This is a genomic window from Flavobacterium sediminis (genome assembly GCF_003148385.1).
Lineage (GTDB): Bacteria > Bacteroidota > Bacteroidia > Flavobacteriales > Flavobacteriaceae > Flavobacterium > Flavobacterium sediminis.
Genome location: NZ_CP029463.1, coordinates 106,299 through 120,205, shown reverse-complemented (window position 1 = coordinate 120,205; position 13,907 = coordinate 106,299). Strand labels below are relative to the sequence as shown.

At 35.4% G+C, this 13,907-nt stretch carries 13 protein-coding genes and 1 pseudogene; 4 read left to right on the top strand and 10 right to left on the bottom strand.

Annotation, left to right across the window (positions count from 1 at the left end):
- The first annotated feature begins 7 nt into the window (after positions 1 to 7).
- The 3 genes from DI487_RS16495 to DI487_RS00565 are packed head-to-tail and all read left to right on the top strand — an operon-like array spanning position 8 to position 3,429.
- Complete coding sequence (locus DI487_RS16495; RefSeq protein ID WP_317046245.1) at positions 8 to 205, top strand: ATP-binding protein; 198 nt, start codon at positions 8 to 10, stop codon at positions 203 to 205.
- Positions 202 to 1,320, top strand: a complete 1,119-nt coding sequence (gene tilS / locus DI487_RS00570) for a tRNA lysidine(34) synthetase TilS (protein ID WP_317046244.1) — start codon at positions 202 to 204, stop codon at positions 1,318 to 1,320. The genes DI487_RS16495 and tilS overlap by 4 nt, the downstream gene beginning before the upstream one ends.
- A gap of 39 nt (positions 1,321 to 1,359) precedes the next feature.
- Positions 1,360 to 3,429, top strand: a complete 2,070-nt coding sequence (locus DI487_RS00565; protein WP_109567919.1) for a protein-disulfide reductase DsbD family protein — start codon at positions 1,360 to 1,362, stop codon at positions 3,427 to 3,429.
- 46 nt (positions 3,430 to 3,475) lie between these two features.
- On the opposite strand, the gene DI487_RS00560 is transcribed toward DI487_RS00565, so the two are convergent.
- The 7 genes and pseudogenes from DI487_RS00560 to DI487_RS00535 all read right to left on the bottom strand — a co-directional run bounded on the left by DI487_RS00560 (position 3,476) and on the right by DI487_RS00535 (position 8,126).
- Entirely contained in the window at positions 3,476 to 4,549 is a 1,074-nt protein-coding gene (locus DI487_RS00560; protein ID WP_109567918.1) for an alanine/ornithine racemase family PLP-dependent enzyme, read from the bottom strand.
- Between the two features lie 10 nt (positions 4,550 to 4,559).
- Positions 4,560 to 4,994, bottom strand: coding sequence for a GNAT family N-acetyltransferase (locus tag DI487_RS00555; RefSeq protein WP_109570556.1), 435 nt, complete (start codon positions 4,992 to 4,994; stop codon positions 4,560 to 4,562).
- Positions 4,984 to 5,592 carry a sodium:solute symporter family transporter gene (locus tag DI487_RS16430; protein ID WP_262498002.1) on the bottom strand — a complete coding sequence of 203 codons (609 nt, stop codon included), beginning with the start codon at positions 5,590 to 5,592 and terminating at the stop codon, positions 4,984 to 4,986. The genes DI487_RS00555 and DI487_RS16430 overlap by 11 nt, the downstream gene beginning before the upstream one ends.
- A complete protein-coding gene (locus DI487_RS16425) occupies positions 5,586 to 6,440 on the bottom strand; it encodes a sodium:solute symporter family protein (RefSeq protein WP_262498001.1) in 855 nt (284 codons plus the stop codon). Before DI487_RS16425 ends, DI487_RS16430 begins: the two co-directional genes overlap by 7 nt.
- A gap of 265 nt (positions 6,441 to 6,705) precedes the next feature.
- Positions 6,706 to 6,906, bottom strand: a complete 201-nt coding sequence (locus DI487_RS00545) for a helix-turn-helix transcriptional regulator (RefSeq protein ID WP_109567917.1) — start codon at positions 6,904 to 6,906, stop codon at positions 6,706 to 6,708.
- Positions 6,896 to 7,378: a hypothetical protein gene (locus DI487_RS00540; RefSeq protein WP_218925777.1), complete on the bottom strand. Its 483-nt coding sequence runs from the start codon at positions 7,376 to 7,378 to the stop codon at positions 6,896 to 6,898. The genes DI487_RS00545 and DI487_RS00540 overlap by 11 nt, the downstream gene beginning before the upstream one ends.
- Before the next feature lie 506 nt (positions 7,379 to 7,884).
- Positions 7,885 to 8,126 (bottom strand): annotated as a pseudogene (locus DI487_RS00535) (GlsB/YeaQ/YmgE family stress response membrane protein).
- Positions 8,127 to 8,538: 412 nt separating this feature from the next.
- Here DI487_RS00535 and DI487_RS00530 point away from each other — a divergent pair.
- Entirely contained in the window at positions 8,539 to 10,074 is a 1,536-nt protein-coding gene (locus DI487_RS00530; RefSeq protein ID WP_109567916.1) for a YifB family Mg chelatase-like AAA ATPase, read from the top strand.
- 64 nt (positions 10,075 to 10,138) lie between these two features.
- Here the strand turns inward: DI487_RS00530 and DI487_RS00525 are convergent, their stop codons facing one another.
- The 3 genes from DI487_RS00525 to DI487_RS00515 form a co-directional block, all read right to left on the bottom strand.
- A complete protein-coding gene (locus DI487_RS00525) occupies positions 10,139 to 11,491 on the bottom strand; it encodes a hydroxymethylglutaryl-CoA synthase family protein (protein ID WP_109567915.1) in 1,353 nt (450 codons plus the stop codon).
- Positions 11,492 to 11,650: 159 nt separating this feature from the next.
- On the bottom strand, positions 11,651 to 12,508 hold the full coding sequence (gene ypfJ / locus DI487_RS00520; RefSeq protein WP_109567914.1) for a KPN_02809 family neutral zinc metallopeptidase: 858 nt from the start codon (positions 12,506 to 12,508) through the stop codon (positions 11,651 to 11,653).
- Positions 12,509 to 12,536: 28 nt separating this feature from the next.
- Positions 12,537 to 13,895 (bottom strand): hypothetical protein, encoded by a 1,359-nt coding sequence (locus tag DI487_RS00515; protein WP_146193343.1) that lies wholly within the window; start codon positions 13,893 to 13,895, stop codon positions 12,537 to 12,539.
- Positions 13,896 to 13,907 lie beyond the last annotated feature (12 nt).

The following is a 13,907-nucleotide window of genomic DNA, read 5'->3' as shown; positions in this document are numbered from 1 at the left end:
TTGAAAGATGTTAACTCGATTTCAAAACCATATAGAAAATAAATTTCCTTTTTTAAAAGAAAGCCCATTCTACATTGCTGTAAGCGGAGGAATTGACAGTATGGTTTTGGCTCATTTGTTTCAACAATTGGGGTATTCGTTTTCTGTTTTGCATTGTAATTTTCAGTTGAGGGCGAAGAAAGTGATGGGGACGAACAATTTGTGATCCAATATTTTCAAACCAATCATATTCCCGTTAAAGTAAAACATTTTGCAACGGAAGAATATGCTACAAAGCACAAGCAAACCATTCAGATTGCCGCTCGCGAATTGCGTTACCGCTGGTTTGAAGAGGAAATGCAGGCGCAAAATATTTCATATTTGCTTACAGCTCATCATGCCGACGACGATTTGGAAACGTTTATTATTAACCTGAGTCGGGGTTGTGGCTTAGACGGATTAGTGGCTATTCCGGAAGCAAACAAAAGTATCCTGAGACCGATGCTGCCTTTTTCACGTCAGGATATTTTAGAGTATGCTAAAGAGAACAATATCTTGTGGCGGGAAGATAGTAGCAATGCTTCTGATAAATATTTACGAAACAAGATCAGACACCATATCGTTCCGTTATTAAAAGAATTACATCCTACTTTTCTCGATAATTTCATTAAAACACAAGAGTATTTAAAACAAACTCAGGATGTAATTCATGAAACTACTGCAAGTACCATTTCAGAATTGCTTTCTGTTGAAGAGAATGGAGGTGTTTCGATTCCTGTGGAGTACCTGAGAAGATTACCGAACTACCAATTCTATCTGTACCAATGGCTGAACGATTTCGGCTTCACGGCCTGGCAGGATATTTATAATCTATTAGATGCTCAAACCGGGAAAAAAGTGCTTTCGCCAACACATATTCTACTTAAAAACAGAGAACGACTGATACTTTCTAAGCTAAAAGAAGCGGAAGAAGGTGTTTATTCTATTTCTGAAAAACAAAATACTCTTAAAGTTCCCTTAAAACTTACAGTTGAGCAGGTTGAGGTTATCGACTATTTTAATAACAATACTATCTTTGTAGATGCAGAAAAACTACATTTTCCATTGATTGTCCGAAAAAGAGAAGAAGCCGATGTGTTTTTTCCTAGTGGAATGAAAGGAAAGAAAAAGCTGAGTAAATATTTTAAAGATGAAAAATACTCACTTTTTGATAAAGAAAACCAGTGGTTATTAGTTTCTGCAAAAAATGAAATTATTTGGGTGATCGGAAAAAGAGCAGACGAACGATTTATGGCTCATTCCGATACAACAAGAATTTTAAAAATAGCATTAGAAGATTAAATTGTTTAAGAAATAGTATTAAAGAACCAAATAAAACCAATGAAAAAGAACTTATTTTTTATTTTACTACTTATTTCCTGGATCAGCCAAGCTCAGCTTTTAGATCCGGTAAAATGGAAAACCAGCCTGACAAAAATTTCCAATAATGAGTTTGAGTTGGTCATGAATGCGACTATTGAGCCGGAATGGCACATGTATTCACAATATACCCCAGACGGAGGTGCTTTGCCAACTGTTTTTGAATATAAAGAAGCCAAAGGAAATTATACCGTTGTTGGAAAAACTTCAGAAAGTAAATACATTAAAGAGTACAATGATATTTTTGAAGTAGATGAATATTTCTTTAGTAATACGGCTCAGTTTAAGCAAAAAATTAAGGTAACTAATACTCAGTTAAAAGAAATAAAGGTTTATGTGGAATACCAGGTTTGTAAAGAACAATGTATTCAACAAGACAAAACATTTACATTCAAATTACCCGAGATCAAGGAGGAAAAACCGGCAGTAGTTGAAGAGGTTAAAACTATAGCTCCAGAAACGGAAGCAAAACCTTTAGAGCTAGAGATCGATACTACAGAAGTAGCTGTTATAGAAGAGCCTGTAGGAAAAGAAGAAGCAAAAACTGCTGTTGCAACAGAAGAGCATAAAGATTTAGTAAAAGCAGAAAAACGTGAAGAAAAGAGAAGCCTTTGGACGATTTTCATTTTTGCTTTTTTAGGTGGTTTTGCAGCATTATTGACGCCTTGTGTTTTTCCAATGATTCCACTAACAGTAAGTTTCTTTACTAAACAAAGTGGTTCTCGTGAAAAAGGAATTATGAATGCCGTTTTTTATGGTTTATCTATTATTGTTATTTATGTAGCATTAGGTTCGTTGATTGTCGGCATTTTCGGTGCTGATTCTTTAAATGCTTTGTCAACGAGTGTTATTTTTAATATCATATTCTTTATTATTTTGGTATTTTTTGCGGCTTCATTCCTTGGCGCTTTTGAAATTGTATTACCTCAATCTTGGGCAAATAAAGTAGATATGCAAGCCGGAAAATCTGGTATTTTAGCTATTTTCTTTATGGCATTAGCTTTAGCTATTGTATCTTTCTCTTGTACAGGTCCTATTGTAGGGACATTATTAGTAGAGGCTTCTTCAAAAGGTGGAATTGCTCCCATTGTAGGGATGTTAGGTTTTTCCAGTGCTATTGCCTTGCCATTTATGTTATTTGCATTATTTCCGGGATGGTTAAATTCTTTGCCTAAATCAGGAGGGTGGATGAATACTGTAAAAGCATCATTAGGATTCTTAGAATTAGCAATGGCGTTCAAATTTTTATCAAATGCTGATTTAGTATTACAATTACATTGGTTAGAGAGAGAAATATTTATAGCTATTTGGATTGCTATTTTTGCAACTTGGGCATTTTATTTATTCGGGAAAATCACATTACCGCACGATAGTCCGCTTTCTCATATTTCTGTCGGGCGCTTGTTTATGGCGTTGATAATATCCATTTTTACAATCTACTTAATTCCGGGATTATGGGGAGCACCGCTAAAAGTGATTTCTGGATTTCCACCGCCGATGACATATAGTGAAAGTCCTTATGGAGTAGGGTATACCAATGGAGGAGAAACAACTACTACTACTGAAGTTTTACCGGAACATGCTCACTATGGACCACATAAAATTATAGCTTTTCACGATTATGATAAAGGAGTAGCTTATGCTAAACAAGCCGGAAAACCAATTTTATTAGATTTTACCGGTCATGCTTGTGTAAATTGTAGAAAAATGGAAGAACACGTTTGGTCTAAATCTGAAATTTTACCATTGTTGAAAAATGATGTAGTATTGATTTCACTTTATGTTGATGATAAGCGTGAATTGGAAGAAAAAGATAAATATACTTCGCCGGAAACCGGAAAAGAAATAAAAACTATTGGTAACAAATGGAGCGATTTCCAAATTACACGTTATCAAAATAATGCTCAGCCTTTTTATGTTATCTTAGATGCTGAAGGAAAAGATATTAATACTCCTGTAGGTTATACTCCTGATGCTGATGAATATAAGACTTGGTTAGAAGGAGGAATTAAAACATTTAAAGAGAAATAAATATAATGCTGCCTAAAAGAAAAACGAAGCCTTTTGGCTTCGTTTTTTATTCTACGATCTTTTCAATATAATCGGAATTGAGCAGGTATAAAGCGCCCATATATTGGAGTTTAAACGTAACAATATCGCCTACTTTGTACTCTTTTTTAGAATCGGAAATGTCAATGACCATCATATCTGAACTGGCATCTACAATTGTAATATCCGGATTAACGGGAATTAAGTATTGTGGCTGCATATCTAAAAGACCAACATCTAAGATAGCTCGTAGTGAAGTTTCACTTAAATCGGTATCCTCATTGATCTCATAAGTATTTCCGGCTACATTTTCACCCAATTCTCCTATGGGGTTGTTTGGTTTTTCTGTAATTTCAATGATTTCTGAATAAAGGGTAAACACATCGTTATGCATACCTTCAATGGTTTCGCTTGTGAATAGATCTTTACCGAAGAAAAGAGCTTCTCCGACTCTAAAGTGATTCACAGCCATTGGTCTTGCATTTTTCAGCATAAGTGGTATTGCTACAGAAGTACCACCGGAAACCCAAGGAATTTCAATATTGAATTTTGCTTCAATGAGTTGTTTGTATAAACTCAACTGGATCAGTTTATCTTGCGTTGGCATAACACCACTAAGACAATTCAGATTGGTCCCTATACCACTGATCTTGATATTAGGTAAACTAAAAACTTCCTGATAAAATTGTAATAGATCTTCGCCCAGAACACCTTCTCGCAGATCACCCATTTCGATCATAATAACGATCTTATGAATTTTATTTTGACGTTTGGCTTCTTCTGAAAGCATTTTAATAGTGTAAATTTCGGTATTGAAACTAACGTCAGCAAATTCTATAATCTTAGGAATATTTAGTTTAGAAGGAGGTTTTATGTAAACGGTTTGAACGTCAGGATTTAGTTTTTTGATCTTTTTTAAATTGCCAATTCTGGAATCGTGAATTTCTTCAACTCCCAGATCTAAGACCTCTTTTAAATAAATCGTATTACCACATAGTAATTTGGAAACAACTCCCCAAGTAATGTTACGCTCTTTAAATAATTGATCTAAGAATGTGTAATTTTCTTTTAGCTTTTGCCTGTTTAGTTTTAAAAATGCCATGACTCAATACTTATTGTGTTAGACGCATTTCCAGATACTTATTGGTAAAACCTAGTTTTTCATATAACTTCTTTGCCGGATTGTCAGGTTCCACATGAAGTGCAATGCTTCCTTCAACACTTGCAATAGCTTTCTGCATCAGTTTTTTGCCATAGCCTTTGCCGCGCTGACTGTTGTCAACTGCTATATATACCAAAATGTTTTCAGGAATATAATCTTTCATTCCTGTGTTGTTCAAAATAACGATGCCTACGATTTTGTTTTCGTCGGTTCCGACAATGATAGTACCTCCTTTTTCAGGAGTCATAACGTAATCGATACATTTTAAAATATCTTCTTTTGCATCGCCGTATTGCTCCAGATGGGTAAATAAAAAATCGGCAATAATTTCTGATGTAAAAACAGGATTTTCACCTGTTTTAGAATTAATAATATTAAATTCCATTTTTATTCTTTTTATAGTGATAGTTTGATAATACAATAAAAGTAAGTAGGGAGATACTGATCCCGAAAATGTTGGCATCCAGATCTTTTGGCAGTGAATATCCGAAAGCAAGTTTGTTACCGGACAATATGAGACTGATTGTTGTAGCTCCGCCTAAGAGCATACTCCAGAAGGCTGCCTTTGCATTGCTCTTTTTCCAGAAGAGTGCTCCTAAAACCGGTACAAAAAGTCCGGAAACCATAAAAGCATAAGAATACAGCATTAACTCTAATACGTTTTGCATTTGTGAAGCCAGAAGAATAGCAAAAACACCAACAGCAAGTGTTACAATTTGGGAAATTTGAAGTAGTTTTTTTTCGGATATGTTCTTTTTGTAAAAGGTTTCAATAATATCTGTTACAATATTTCCGGATGCAGCCATTAAACAGCTATCAGCAGTAGAGAGAATGGCTGAAAAATAAGAAGAAAGCATTAATCCCATTAACCCGACAGGTAAAATAGTACTTAATAAAACAGGCAGTCCCATTTCACTATCCATGGAAGCGACATCTGTGATGCTGTCAAACATTCCTTGTGATGCAGCTACTTTGGCTAGCATTCCCAGTATAACCCCATAAAGGCCATAATCGGCCACTCAAATAAACCCGCTATGAACCAGGCTTTTTTCGCTTCTTTTTCGCTTTTACAAGCATAAATTCTCTGGTATAATGTCATCCCGATGAACCATATAGGTATAATGGTAACAGACCAATTTAAGAGCTGTAGCCAACTCACATTTTTTAGTGATAGATATTCCGGTGCCAATGTAGTTTTTATAGCTTCCATTCCTCCTACAGCATGATAAGCAATCGGGATTCCGATAAAAACCAAGCCGGCGATCAAAATGATCCATTGAATGGTATCGGTATAAATAACGGCTTTTAAGCCGCCAACGGAGGTATAGATAACAGCAATAGCTCCCATAATGATCAATGCCCATTGCAGATCCAACCCTTCAATTGTAGCAGAAGCCAATTTGGCTCCGGCTAAAACCTGTGAACTGGTAAAACCAACATAGCCGATAGCGGAAATAATGCCGGCTAACAAGCCTACTCTGGCATTGTAAAAATGGCTGAAGATTTGAGGGAATGTAAAAAATTTATGCAAATGTCCTAGTCGGCTGACTTTAGGAATGAGTAAAACGGCACTTAGCCAAGCGCCTATAAGTCCGGTGAAAAGCATCCAGGATCCGGAAAGACCCATTGTGAAACCCAATCCGCCTAACCCTATTGAAAAACCGCCACCTACGTCTGTAGCGACAACGGATAGACCTATGTGCCAGCTACTCATACTGCGACCGCTTACATAAAAGTCTTCTGAGGATGTATTTTTTCTGTAAAAGTAAAAGCCAACGCCGAGCATAGCCAGCATGTAAATAACAAAGATTAAATAATCTATTGCGTGCATTTCAATATAATTTCAAATTTTGTCGACCTGAACTGAGATTTTCTCAAGGTCCGGACGCAGTTGACTGCAAATCGAATGATTTAGAAAGAAAGCAGCCATTAAAAATGTTGCTTAAAAGACTTTTGTCTGTGACAAAAACAAAACTACGAGCGGCAAATGTACAAAATATATGAAAAATATCAAAAATCCCCCTTTTTTGAAGGAATATTTAATGAAAAATTAAAATTAAAACGGTTTTTTGATTAAAAATGCTAACTTTATTAAGTTAGTCGTTCTCTTCCAATTCAAAAATTTCTTCTACCGGCTTGGCAAAGTAGCGGGCTAATTTTAAGGCTAGTAGGGTAGAAGGTACATATTTTCCTTTTTCCATAGCATTGATGGTTTGGCGACTCACTCCGATCTGATTGGCTAACTCTTCCTGCGAAATGTTTTTTATAGCTCGTAAAACTTTTAGATTATTCCTCATGATTAGTTTTATTAAGTTTATAGATCATATAATGAAAGCGAATGATAAAGAAGAATAACAAGGTAAAAGTGTTGTAAAAAAGTACATTCAGAAAGGAGATACCATACATGAAAGCTGTAAACAAAAGGATTAGTCCGTAGTTAACATAAGTTGCCCAAACTAAACTTTCATATCTGATCTTGGCAATGTATTCATCTTCATTTTTCAGTTTGGAAAAGCCAACCAGTAATCCGCCGATGATCAGGCAAAAAGTTAAAATTTCATCAGTTATACTGTTTTTAATGATCTGGAAAAAGTGATGGGAATCCTGATCAAAAATTTCATCATTGTAAATAGCAAAAACACTGACATTAAGGTATTCATCTATTTTCCATTCAAAAACAGAACTTAGAATAGCAAAAATAAAACCGGGTACAAATAAAATCCAGCCTAAGGTTTTGAACCGATTCGGAAAAAGGAAATATGTTTTCATAATAGCGAAAGATTAAAATTAATATATCAAATGTAAAGTTTATTTTACATATAGACAAATAAATTTTACATAAAGTAATTTTTGTTTTACTTATTTAATTTCTTCAATTTGATTATCTCTTAAATCAATTAAGTAAATTCAAAAACCGGCTTTCTATCTATTATATTTGACTTAACTAAATCAGTAAAAAATTTAAATTGAATTTCATTTATTAGAATAGCAAACTTAGTTTTTGAAACGTGAAAATATCTTATTTTTCAATATTGAGTCTAAATGCTGATTAAGTAGCTGTTATAGAATAGGTGTTTCAGGTGTTTCAGCAACTTTAATTTGTGTAAGTGTGTGCAAATTAATATTAGCGATAAAAAAGAAAGAATCGTTTTTGGGATTATTGTCTATATTGATGGTTGGAATAATAGTGACCTATAAATGGTTCTTATACGTGGGGATATTTAGGAATAAAAAAAGCGGTTCATAAGGAACCGCCGGTAAGTGGGAAGCGATGTTTATTTTTTAAAGAAGCCTGCAATCAATAAAATAATAACAGCTCCAATAAATCCTGTTAAAACATCTCCAATGATACCACTGGATAAAGAAATTCCTAAGATTCCAAAGGCCCAGTTTCCTACAAAACCTCCAATAATACCAAGAATAATATTGAACAGAGCTCCAAATCCGCCCCTTTCATAAGTTTTCCAGCTAGCCAACCAGCAATAGCTCCTATTAATAATGCATAAAGTAAACTCATAATTAAAAATATTTTAAAGGTAATAAGTTTAAAGGTAATTAATTTATAATTGAAGTGAAGCGATTTAATCTTTTATTGTTGTTGTTTTTTTAAATTTTTTAAGAGTAATTACATAGAGAGTCAGATAATTAACCCCTTCCTGCTTTCTATAGTCGTTGTTAAACCGTTTAACAATGATCGAAAGCTATTCATCTCATCAATGCATTGTTGCGTTCCTGTATACATAATAGGTCGTTTTAAAATATTTACACTTTGTATGCAAATATCGATACCTTTTTTTATTTAATTTAAAAGTTCACATCACTTCAATAATATAAATAGTTGTTTGAAAATAGATTTTTATAAAATAGTATTTTTCTTAAATAATTATATATATTTGTATCATTATAAGCCATTTAAAAAAGTATTCGCCATGTTAGTAAAAGTATTCGGAAGCGCCGTTTTCGGCGTTGATGCCACAACCATTACCGTTGAGGTAAACATTGATAAAGGAATCGGCTACCACTTGGTAGGTTTACCGGATTCCGCTATAAAAGAAAGTAGTTATCGCATTGCTGCCGCTTTAAAAAACAACAACTATCATTTTCCTGGAAAAAAGATCATCATCAATATGGCTCCTGCCGATCTGCGCAAAGAAGGTTCTGCCTATGATTTGACTATTGCTGTGGGTATTTTAGCGGCTTCTTCCCAAATTAATTCTGATGAAATAGGAAATTATATCATTATGGGCGAATTATCGCTTGACGGTAGTTTGCAACCTATAAAGGGAGCTTTGTCTATTGCGATAAAAGCTAAAGAAGAAGGTTTTAAAGGGGTCTTGTTGCCTATTCAGAATGTTAAAGAAGCTGCTATTGTAGAAGAGATAGAGGTTTATGGTATACAAAATGTAACGGATGTTATTGATTTTTTTGAAGGTAACGGGGAATTACAACCCACTGTGATTGATTCGCAGGAAGAATTTTCTAAAACCTTGGATTTTCCGGAGTTTGATTTTGCAGATGTTAAAGGACAAGAATCCATTAAAAGATGTATGGAGATTGCCGCTGCCGGAGGGCATAATATCATTTTAATAGGTCCGCCCGGAGCCGGAAAAACAATGTTAGCGAAAAGATTGCCGAGTATATTACCTCCGATGACCGTACAGGAAGCGTTAGAAACAACAAAGATACATTCGGTAGCCGGGAAGATCAAAGAAGCCGGACTACTTACTCAGCGTCCCTTCCGGAATCCACACCACACATCAAGTTCGGTTTCCTTAGTCGGTGGCGGAAGTTATCCGCAGCCCGGAGAAATTTCTTTGGCTCATAACGGTGTTTTGTTTTTGGATGAATTACCCGAATTTAAACGGGAAGTATTAGAAGTGATGCGTCAGCCTTTGGAAGATAGAGAAGTTACCATTTCGAGAGCTAAATTTACGATTACTTATCCATCGAGTTTTATGTTAGTTGCCAGTATGAATCCTAGCCCGGGTGGATATTTTAATAATCCGGATTCACCGGGAAATACTTCGTCACAGGAAATGCAACGCTATATGAATAAGATATCAGGACCTTTATTAGATCGGATAGACATTCATATTGAAGTGACACCTGTTCCTTTTGAAAAATTGTCAGACACCCGAAAAGCAGAAGGCAGTACCGTAATTCGGGAAAGAGTAACCAGAGCAAGACTTATTCAGTCGAAGCGTTTTGAATGTATGAGAAATGTACATTATAATGCACAAATGAGTAGCAAGTTAATTCGGGAATATTGTGTTTTAGACGAGGTTTCTTTGGGATTAATTAAAACAGCTATGGAACGTTTGAATTTATCAGCCAGAGCGTATGACCGTATTTTGAAAGTTTCCAGAACTATTGCAGATTTAGAAGCGTCTGATTCTATTGAATCACATCATATTGCAGAGGCGATACAATACAGAAGTCTGGACAGAGAAGGTTGGTTACGTTAAAAAAGAAAAAGCTGGTTGTGTAACCAGCTTTAACTAAACCAAAAACTAAATAAAACTGTGAACATTACTTCCTTAAGTAATATCGTGCTCCTAATAAATTAGGATTTTCTTTTTCTATATAATCGATCGAAAATTCATTTGAAGCTTCGACCACTGAACTTTTTAATTCTTTTTTGTGTAACTTTTCATAGGTATCAAAATCAATGGCTATACGTTGTTCCAAAACCTCAAACAGATTTGTTTTGGCTACTTCTGCTTGCCATTGCGGAGCGATCTCTGCTTCCATAACTTTTGATTTAGAACCGCTTCCATAAGCGATAAAACCTACTTTTTTTCCTTCAAGTGCTTTGTTTTCCTTAGCACTGAAATATAAGGCTGATAGTAAACCTAAGAAAATAGAACCTGTATAAATGTTTCCTACTTTCCCGGAGGCAATTTCAGCCGGATATAATTTTTCGTTTACCAAAGCTAAATATTCAGGTGATTTGGTTAACGCTTTTGTTTTTTCTTTTACGGTTTCTCCTTCTTGTTTTGCCAATAATTCAGGATTTTCAGCCGCAAATATATCGATGAACGTTCTCCTGCCTTGAAAACAATAGGGAAGATGCATTAGGATCAAATCCCAGCTTTCATAAATCTTACCTTTTTTTCCGGTTTCCGATTTGAAATTTTCATAGGCCTCAGAAACTCGGTTGATGTAACATTCATTAGAATATTGTCCGTCAAAAACGGGTTGTTCTTTCGCGATACTTACTTCTGTTTCTGAAACTCCGAACCAATTTTCATTGGAATCATCTCCGAAAATAGCCGCTTTACTAACTGTTCTTTTGGGCTTAAAGAAGTCAAAGACTCCCTCTGTAGCTACTCCCACAGCACTTTCAAATGAAAGAATTCTAGGATTAGCTGTTATTAACATTGCGATAGCACCGGCACCTTGTGTATATTCACCGGTAGAATCCAGATCATATTTGGCATTATCGGTAGTAATCACAATTGCTTTCTTGTTCGGATTCAGTCTTACAAAATCCAGACAATTTTGTAAAGCATCCACTCCGCCTATACAAGCAAAAGTTAAATCAACTACATCGCAGTTTTTTAAAGCTCTTTCACCTAATTCTTTTTCAATGAGCTGAACTAAGTAAGAGCCAATGGGCTTTGAATTGTCTACAGCACTTTCAGTACCTACATATATTCGGGAAATACTGCTTAGAGCAATATTTTCCTGTCGGATCAGTTTGTAAAGAGCGTTTGCAGCTAAGGTTACAGTATCCTGATGTACATCCAGAAAACTCATTTGTTGTAACCCGAGACCTTTTATTAATTTTGCCGGTTCGATATTTCTCTTTTCGGCTAGTATTTCAATTGGTAAAAATATTTTAGGAATATCAAACTGTATAGCGTCAATACCTACTTTCATTTTGGTTTGTTTTACACAAAAATAAAAAGCATACTCAATTTTTACGTGAATATGCTTTAAAATATTAGGCTTAGAAAAACGATTTACGAATATGGTAAATAAAAACCCTTATTTTTTTGGTATGTAAATTTTTTGAATCAAATTCTGAGGAAATAACAACTACAATTCCTCAGCAAATGTATCTCCATTTCTGATTTCACCGGTTTTATATCCTTTCATGAACCATTTCATACGTTGTTCAGAGGTTCCGTGTGTGAATGAGTCGGGTACAACACTACCTTGCATTTTCTTTTGAATTTCATCATCACCAACGGCATGAGCAGCACTTAAGGCTTCTTCAATATCACCTTCTTCTAAGTACTTTTGATTGTAGTGAGCCCAAAGACCTGCGTAGAAATCGGCCTGAAGCTCTAAACAAACGCTTAATTTATTTGCTTCTGCCTGGCTTTTGCCTTGCTGTAGCTGGCGAACTTTGCCTGATGTTCCTAAAAGGGTTTGTATATGGTGACCGACCTCATGAGCAATTACATAAGCAGTAGCAAAATCTCCTCCTTTAGCGCCGAAACGCGTGCGGAGTTCTTCAAAAAAAGTCAGATCCATATATACTTTATGGTCGCCAGGACAATAAAACGGACCGGAAGCTGAACTGGCTCCTCCGCATGCGGTTTCAACACTTCCGGAGAAAAGAACCATTTTTGGTTTTTCATATTCTCCTAAATTATTTTCAGCAAAGATTTGAGACCAAATATCTTCTGTATCAGCTAAAACAGTGGCTGCAAATTCGCCCATTTCTTTTTCTTCAGCAGTAAGTTCTTTGCTCTGAACTTGCTCTGTTGAGGCTCCTTGGTTTAATTGTTCCAGAACAGGAGCTATAGCTTGTCCTGTTTCACCGCCGAACAATTGGAGTAATAGTACGATTATTCCGATTACACCACCACCCACGATTGCTTTACCACCGCCGGACATTCCTCTGCGATCTTCAACGTTGCCACTTTGTCTTCTACCTTGCCATTTCATGTTTTATAATTTTATAGTTTTGAAAATATTAAAATCCGAATCGAACTCCTAAATATAGATCTGCTTGTTTACCACTATTTGTTAAAGCTGTTATAACACTGTTGGAACCTATAAAAAAAGCAGATAGTCTAAAGCCCATACCAGTTGTAAAACCGGAAATTTCATTTGAACCGATCGGAACATAAGCTTCAAACCATTTATAGGAATAACGTGGAATCAGAGTGTAAGAATTTTGAGTCGTTACAATGTCATTATCAGAGTCATCATTTATTTTTTGATTCATACTGGCTGTAACATACCATTTTTTTGCTAATTGATAATCTACGTAAGCATTTAATGTTGTAGGCAGTTTAATAGTATAATTGTCTGTAGAGGTTGTTGCCTGAAAGTAATTAGCGTTTGCCGGATCTGCTATAATTTGATTCAATTCTTCTAAGCTTTCAACATTTTCAAACTGATTTAGGTTCAGACTTTCAAGGTTGTCAACATTTAAAACGTAATTCTGACTTAAGTTTTGATCTGATTTAAAGGTCATGCTTCCTAAATTGCGGACAGAGATTCCGGCCTTTAATTTGTAGTTTTCATTGTCTGTTTCATCTTTCCAAATATAATTAAAACCAAGATCAACAGCCAAACCGTTAATTCCCTGAGAAAAAAAATCGTTGTAATTACCTTGGTCATTGTAGGCACCAGCCAGACTTCCGGCGTATGCCAGATTGATTTCTGCAGAGGCATTGACTAATTCTACATCTCCTAAAGTGTTTACAATAGTTCCGTTTAAGTTGGTCGCAGAGAAGTTTCCATAAGCTCCGGGAAAGAGAAAACGGATTGAAGCTCCTGCATTTAAAGCATGCTTAGGCAGGTCAATGATATTGCGTCCGACAATCAGGTCGATCTCACCCCAAGTTACTCCATTAATCCTCTGGTTGTCACTGGAAGATAAGGTGGTTTGTGAAATAAGATCACTAAATCGTCCGTTTTGAATAGCATCACCTAATTTGGCATCTACATTTATGACATTAGCTTTAATGTGTGCCATTGAAGTTAATCCGAACCCCCATTGTTTTATTTTGAAAGCAAAGGCAGGTCCGAGAATCAATCCGTCTAAACGGAGGTTGACATTCTCATTTCCTTCAAAGATCTTGTCTTCAAGGTCAGTACCTTTGATCAGGTCATTAAAAGTTAATTTGTTATTGGAGAGTCCTAATGACGCATTAAATACATTTACTTCATACTTGGTTGAAAGGTTGACAATCTCAGACGGATTGTATACTGTATTGACGATTCCCACACGTTTTGAAGTTGAGATTCCTGTAAAGTGCTCTTGAGCGATTCCGCTTATCAAACAAAAGCCTAAAAAAGTTAAAGAGAGAATTTTTTTTAGCATATTGTTTTATTT

Bases quoted from the DNA above. Each gene is read 5' to 3' on its own strand.
- DI487_RS16495 (WP_317046245.1), top strand. From the start codon at position 8: ATGTTAACTCGATTTCAAAACCATATAGAAAATAAATTTCCTTTTTTA.
- DI487_RS00565 (WP_109567919.1), top strand. From the start codon at position 1,360: ATGAAAAAGAACTTATTTTTTATTTTACTACTTATTTCCTGGATCAGC.
- DI487_RS00560 (WP_109567918.1), bottom strand. From the start codon at position 4,549: ATGGCATTTTTAAAACTAAACAGGCAAAAGCTAAAAGAAAATTACACA.
- DI487_RS00555 (WP_109570556.1), bottom strand. From the start codon at position 4,994: ATGGAATTTAATATTATTAATTCTAAAACAGGTGAAAATCCTGTTTTT.
- DI487_RS16430 (WP_262498002.1), bottom strand. From the start codon at position 5,592: ATGCTAGCCAAAGTAGCTGCATCACAAGGAATGTTTGACAGCATCACA.
- DI487_RS16425 (WP_262498001.1), bottom strand. From the start codon at position 6,440: ATGCACGCAATAGATTATTTAATCTTTGTTATTTACATGCTGGCTATG.
- DI487_RS00545 (WP_109567917.1), bottom strand. From the start codon at position 6,906: ATGAGGAATAATCTAAAAGTTTTACGAGCTATAAAAAACATTTCGCAG.
- DI487_RS00540 (WP_218925777.1), bottom strand. From the start codon at position 7,378: ATGAAAACATATTTCCTTTTTCCGAATCGGTTCAAAACCTTAGGCTGG.
- DI487_RS00530 (WP_109567916.1), top strand. From the start codon at position 8,539: ATGTTAGTAAAAGTATTCGGAAGCGCCGTTTTCGGCGTTGATGCCACA.
- DI487_RS00525 (WP_109567915.1), bottom strand. From the start codon at position 11,491: ATGAAAGTAGGTATTGACGCTATACAGTTTGATATTCCTAAAATATTT.
- ypfJ (WP_109567914.1), bottom strand. From the start codon at position 12,508: ATGAAATGGCAAGGTAGAAGACAAAGTGGCAACGTTGAAGATCGCAGA.
- DI487_RS00515 (WP_146193343.1), bottom strand. From the start codon at position 13,895: ATGCTAAAAAAAATTCTCTCTTTAACTTTTTTAGGCTTTTGTTTGATA.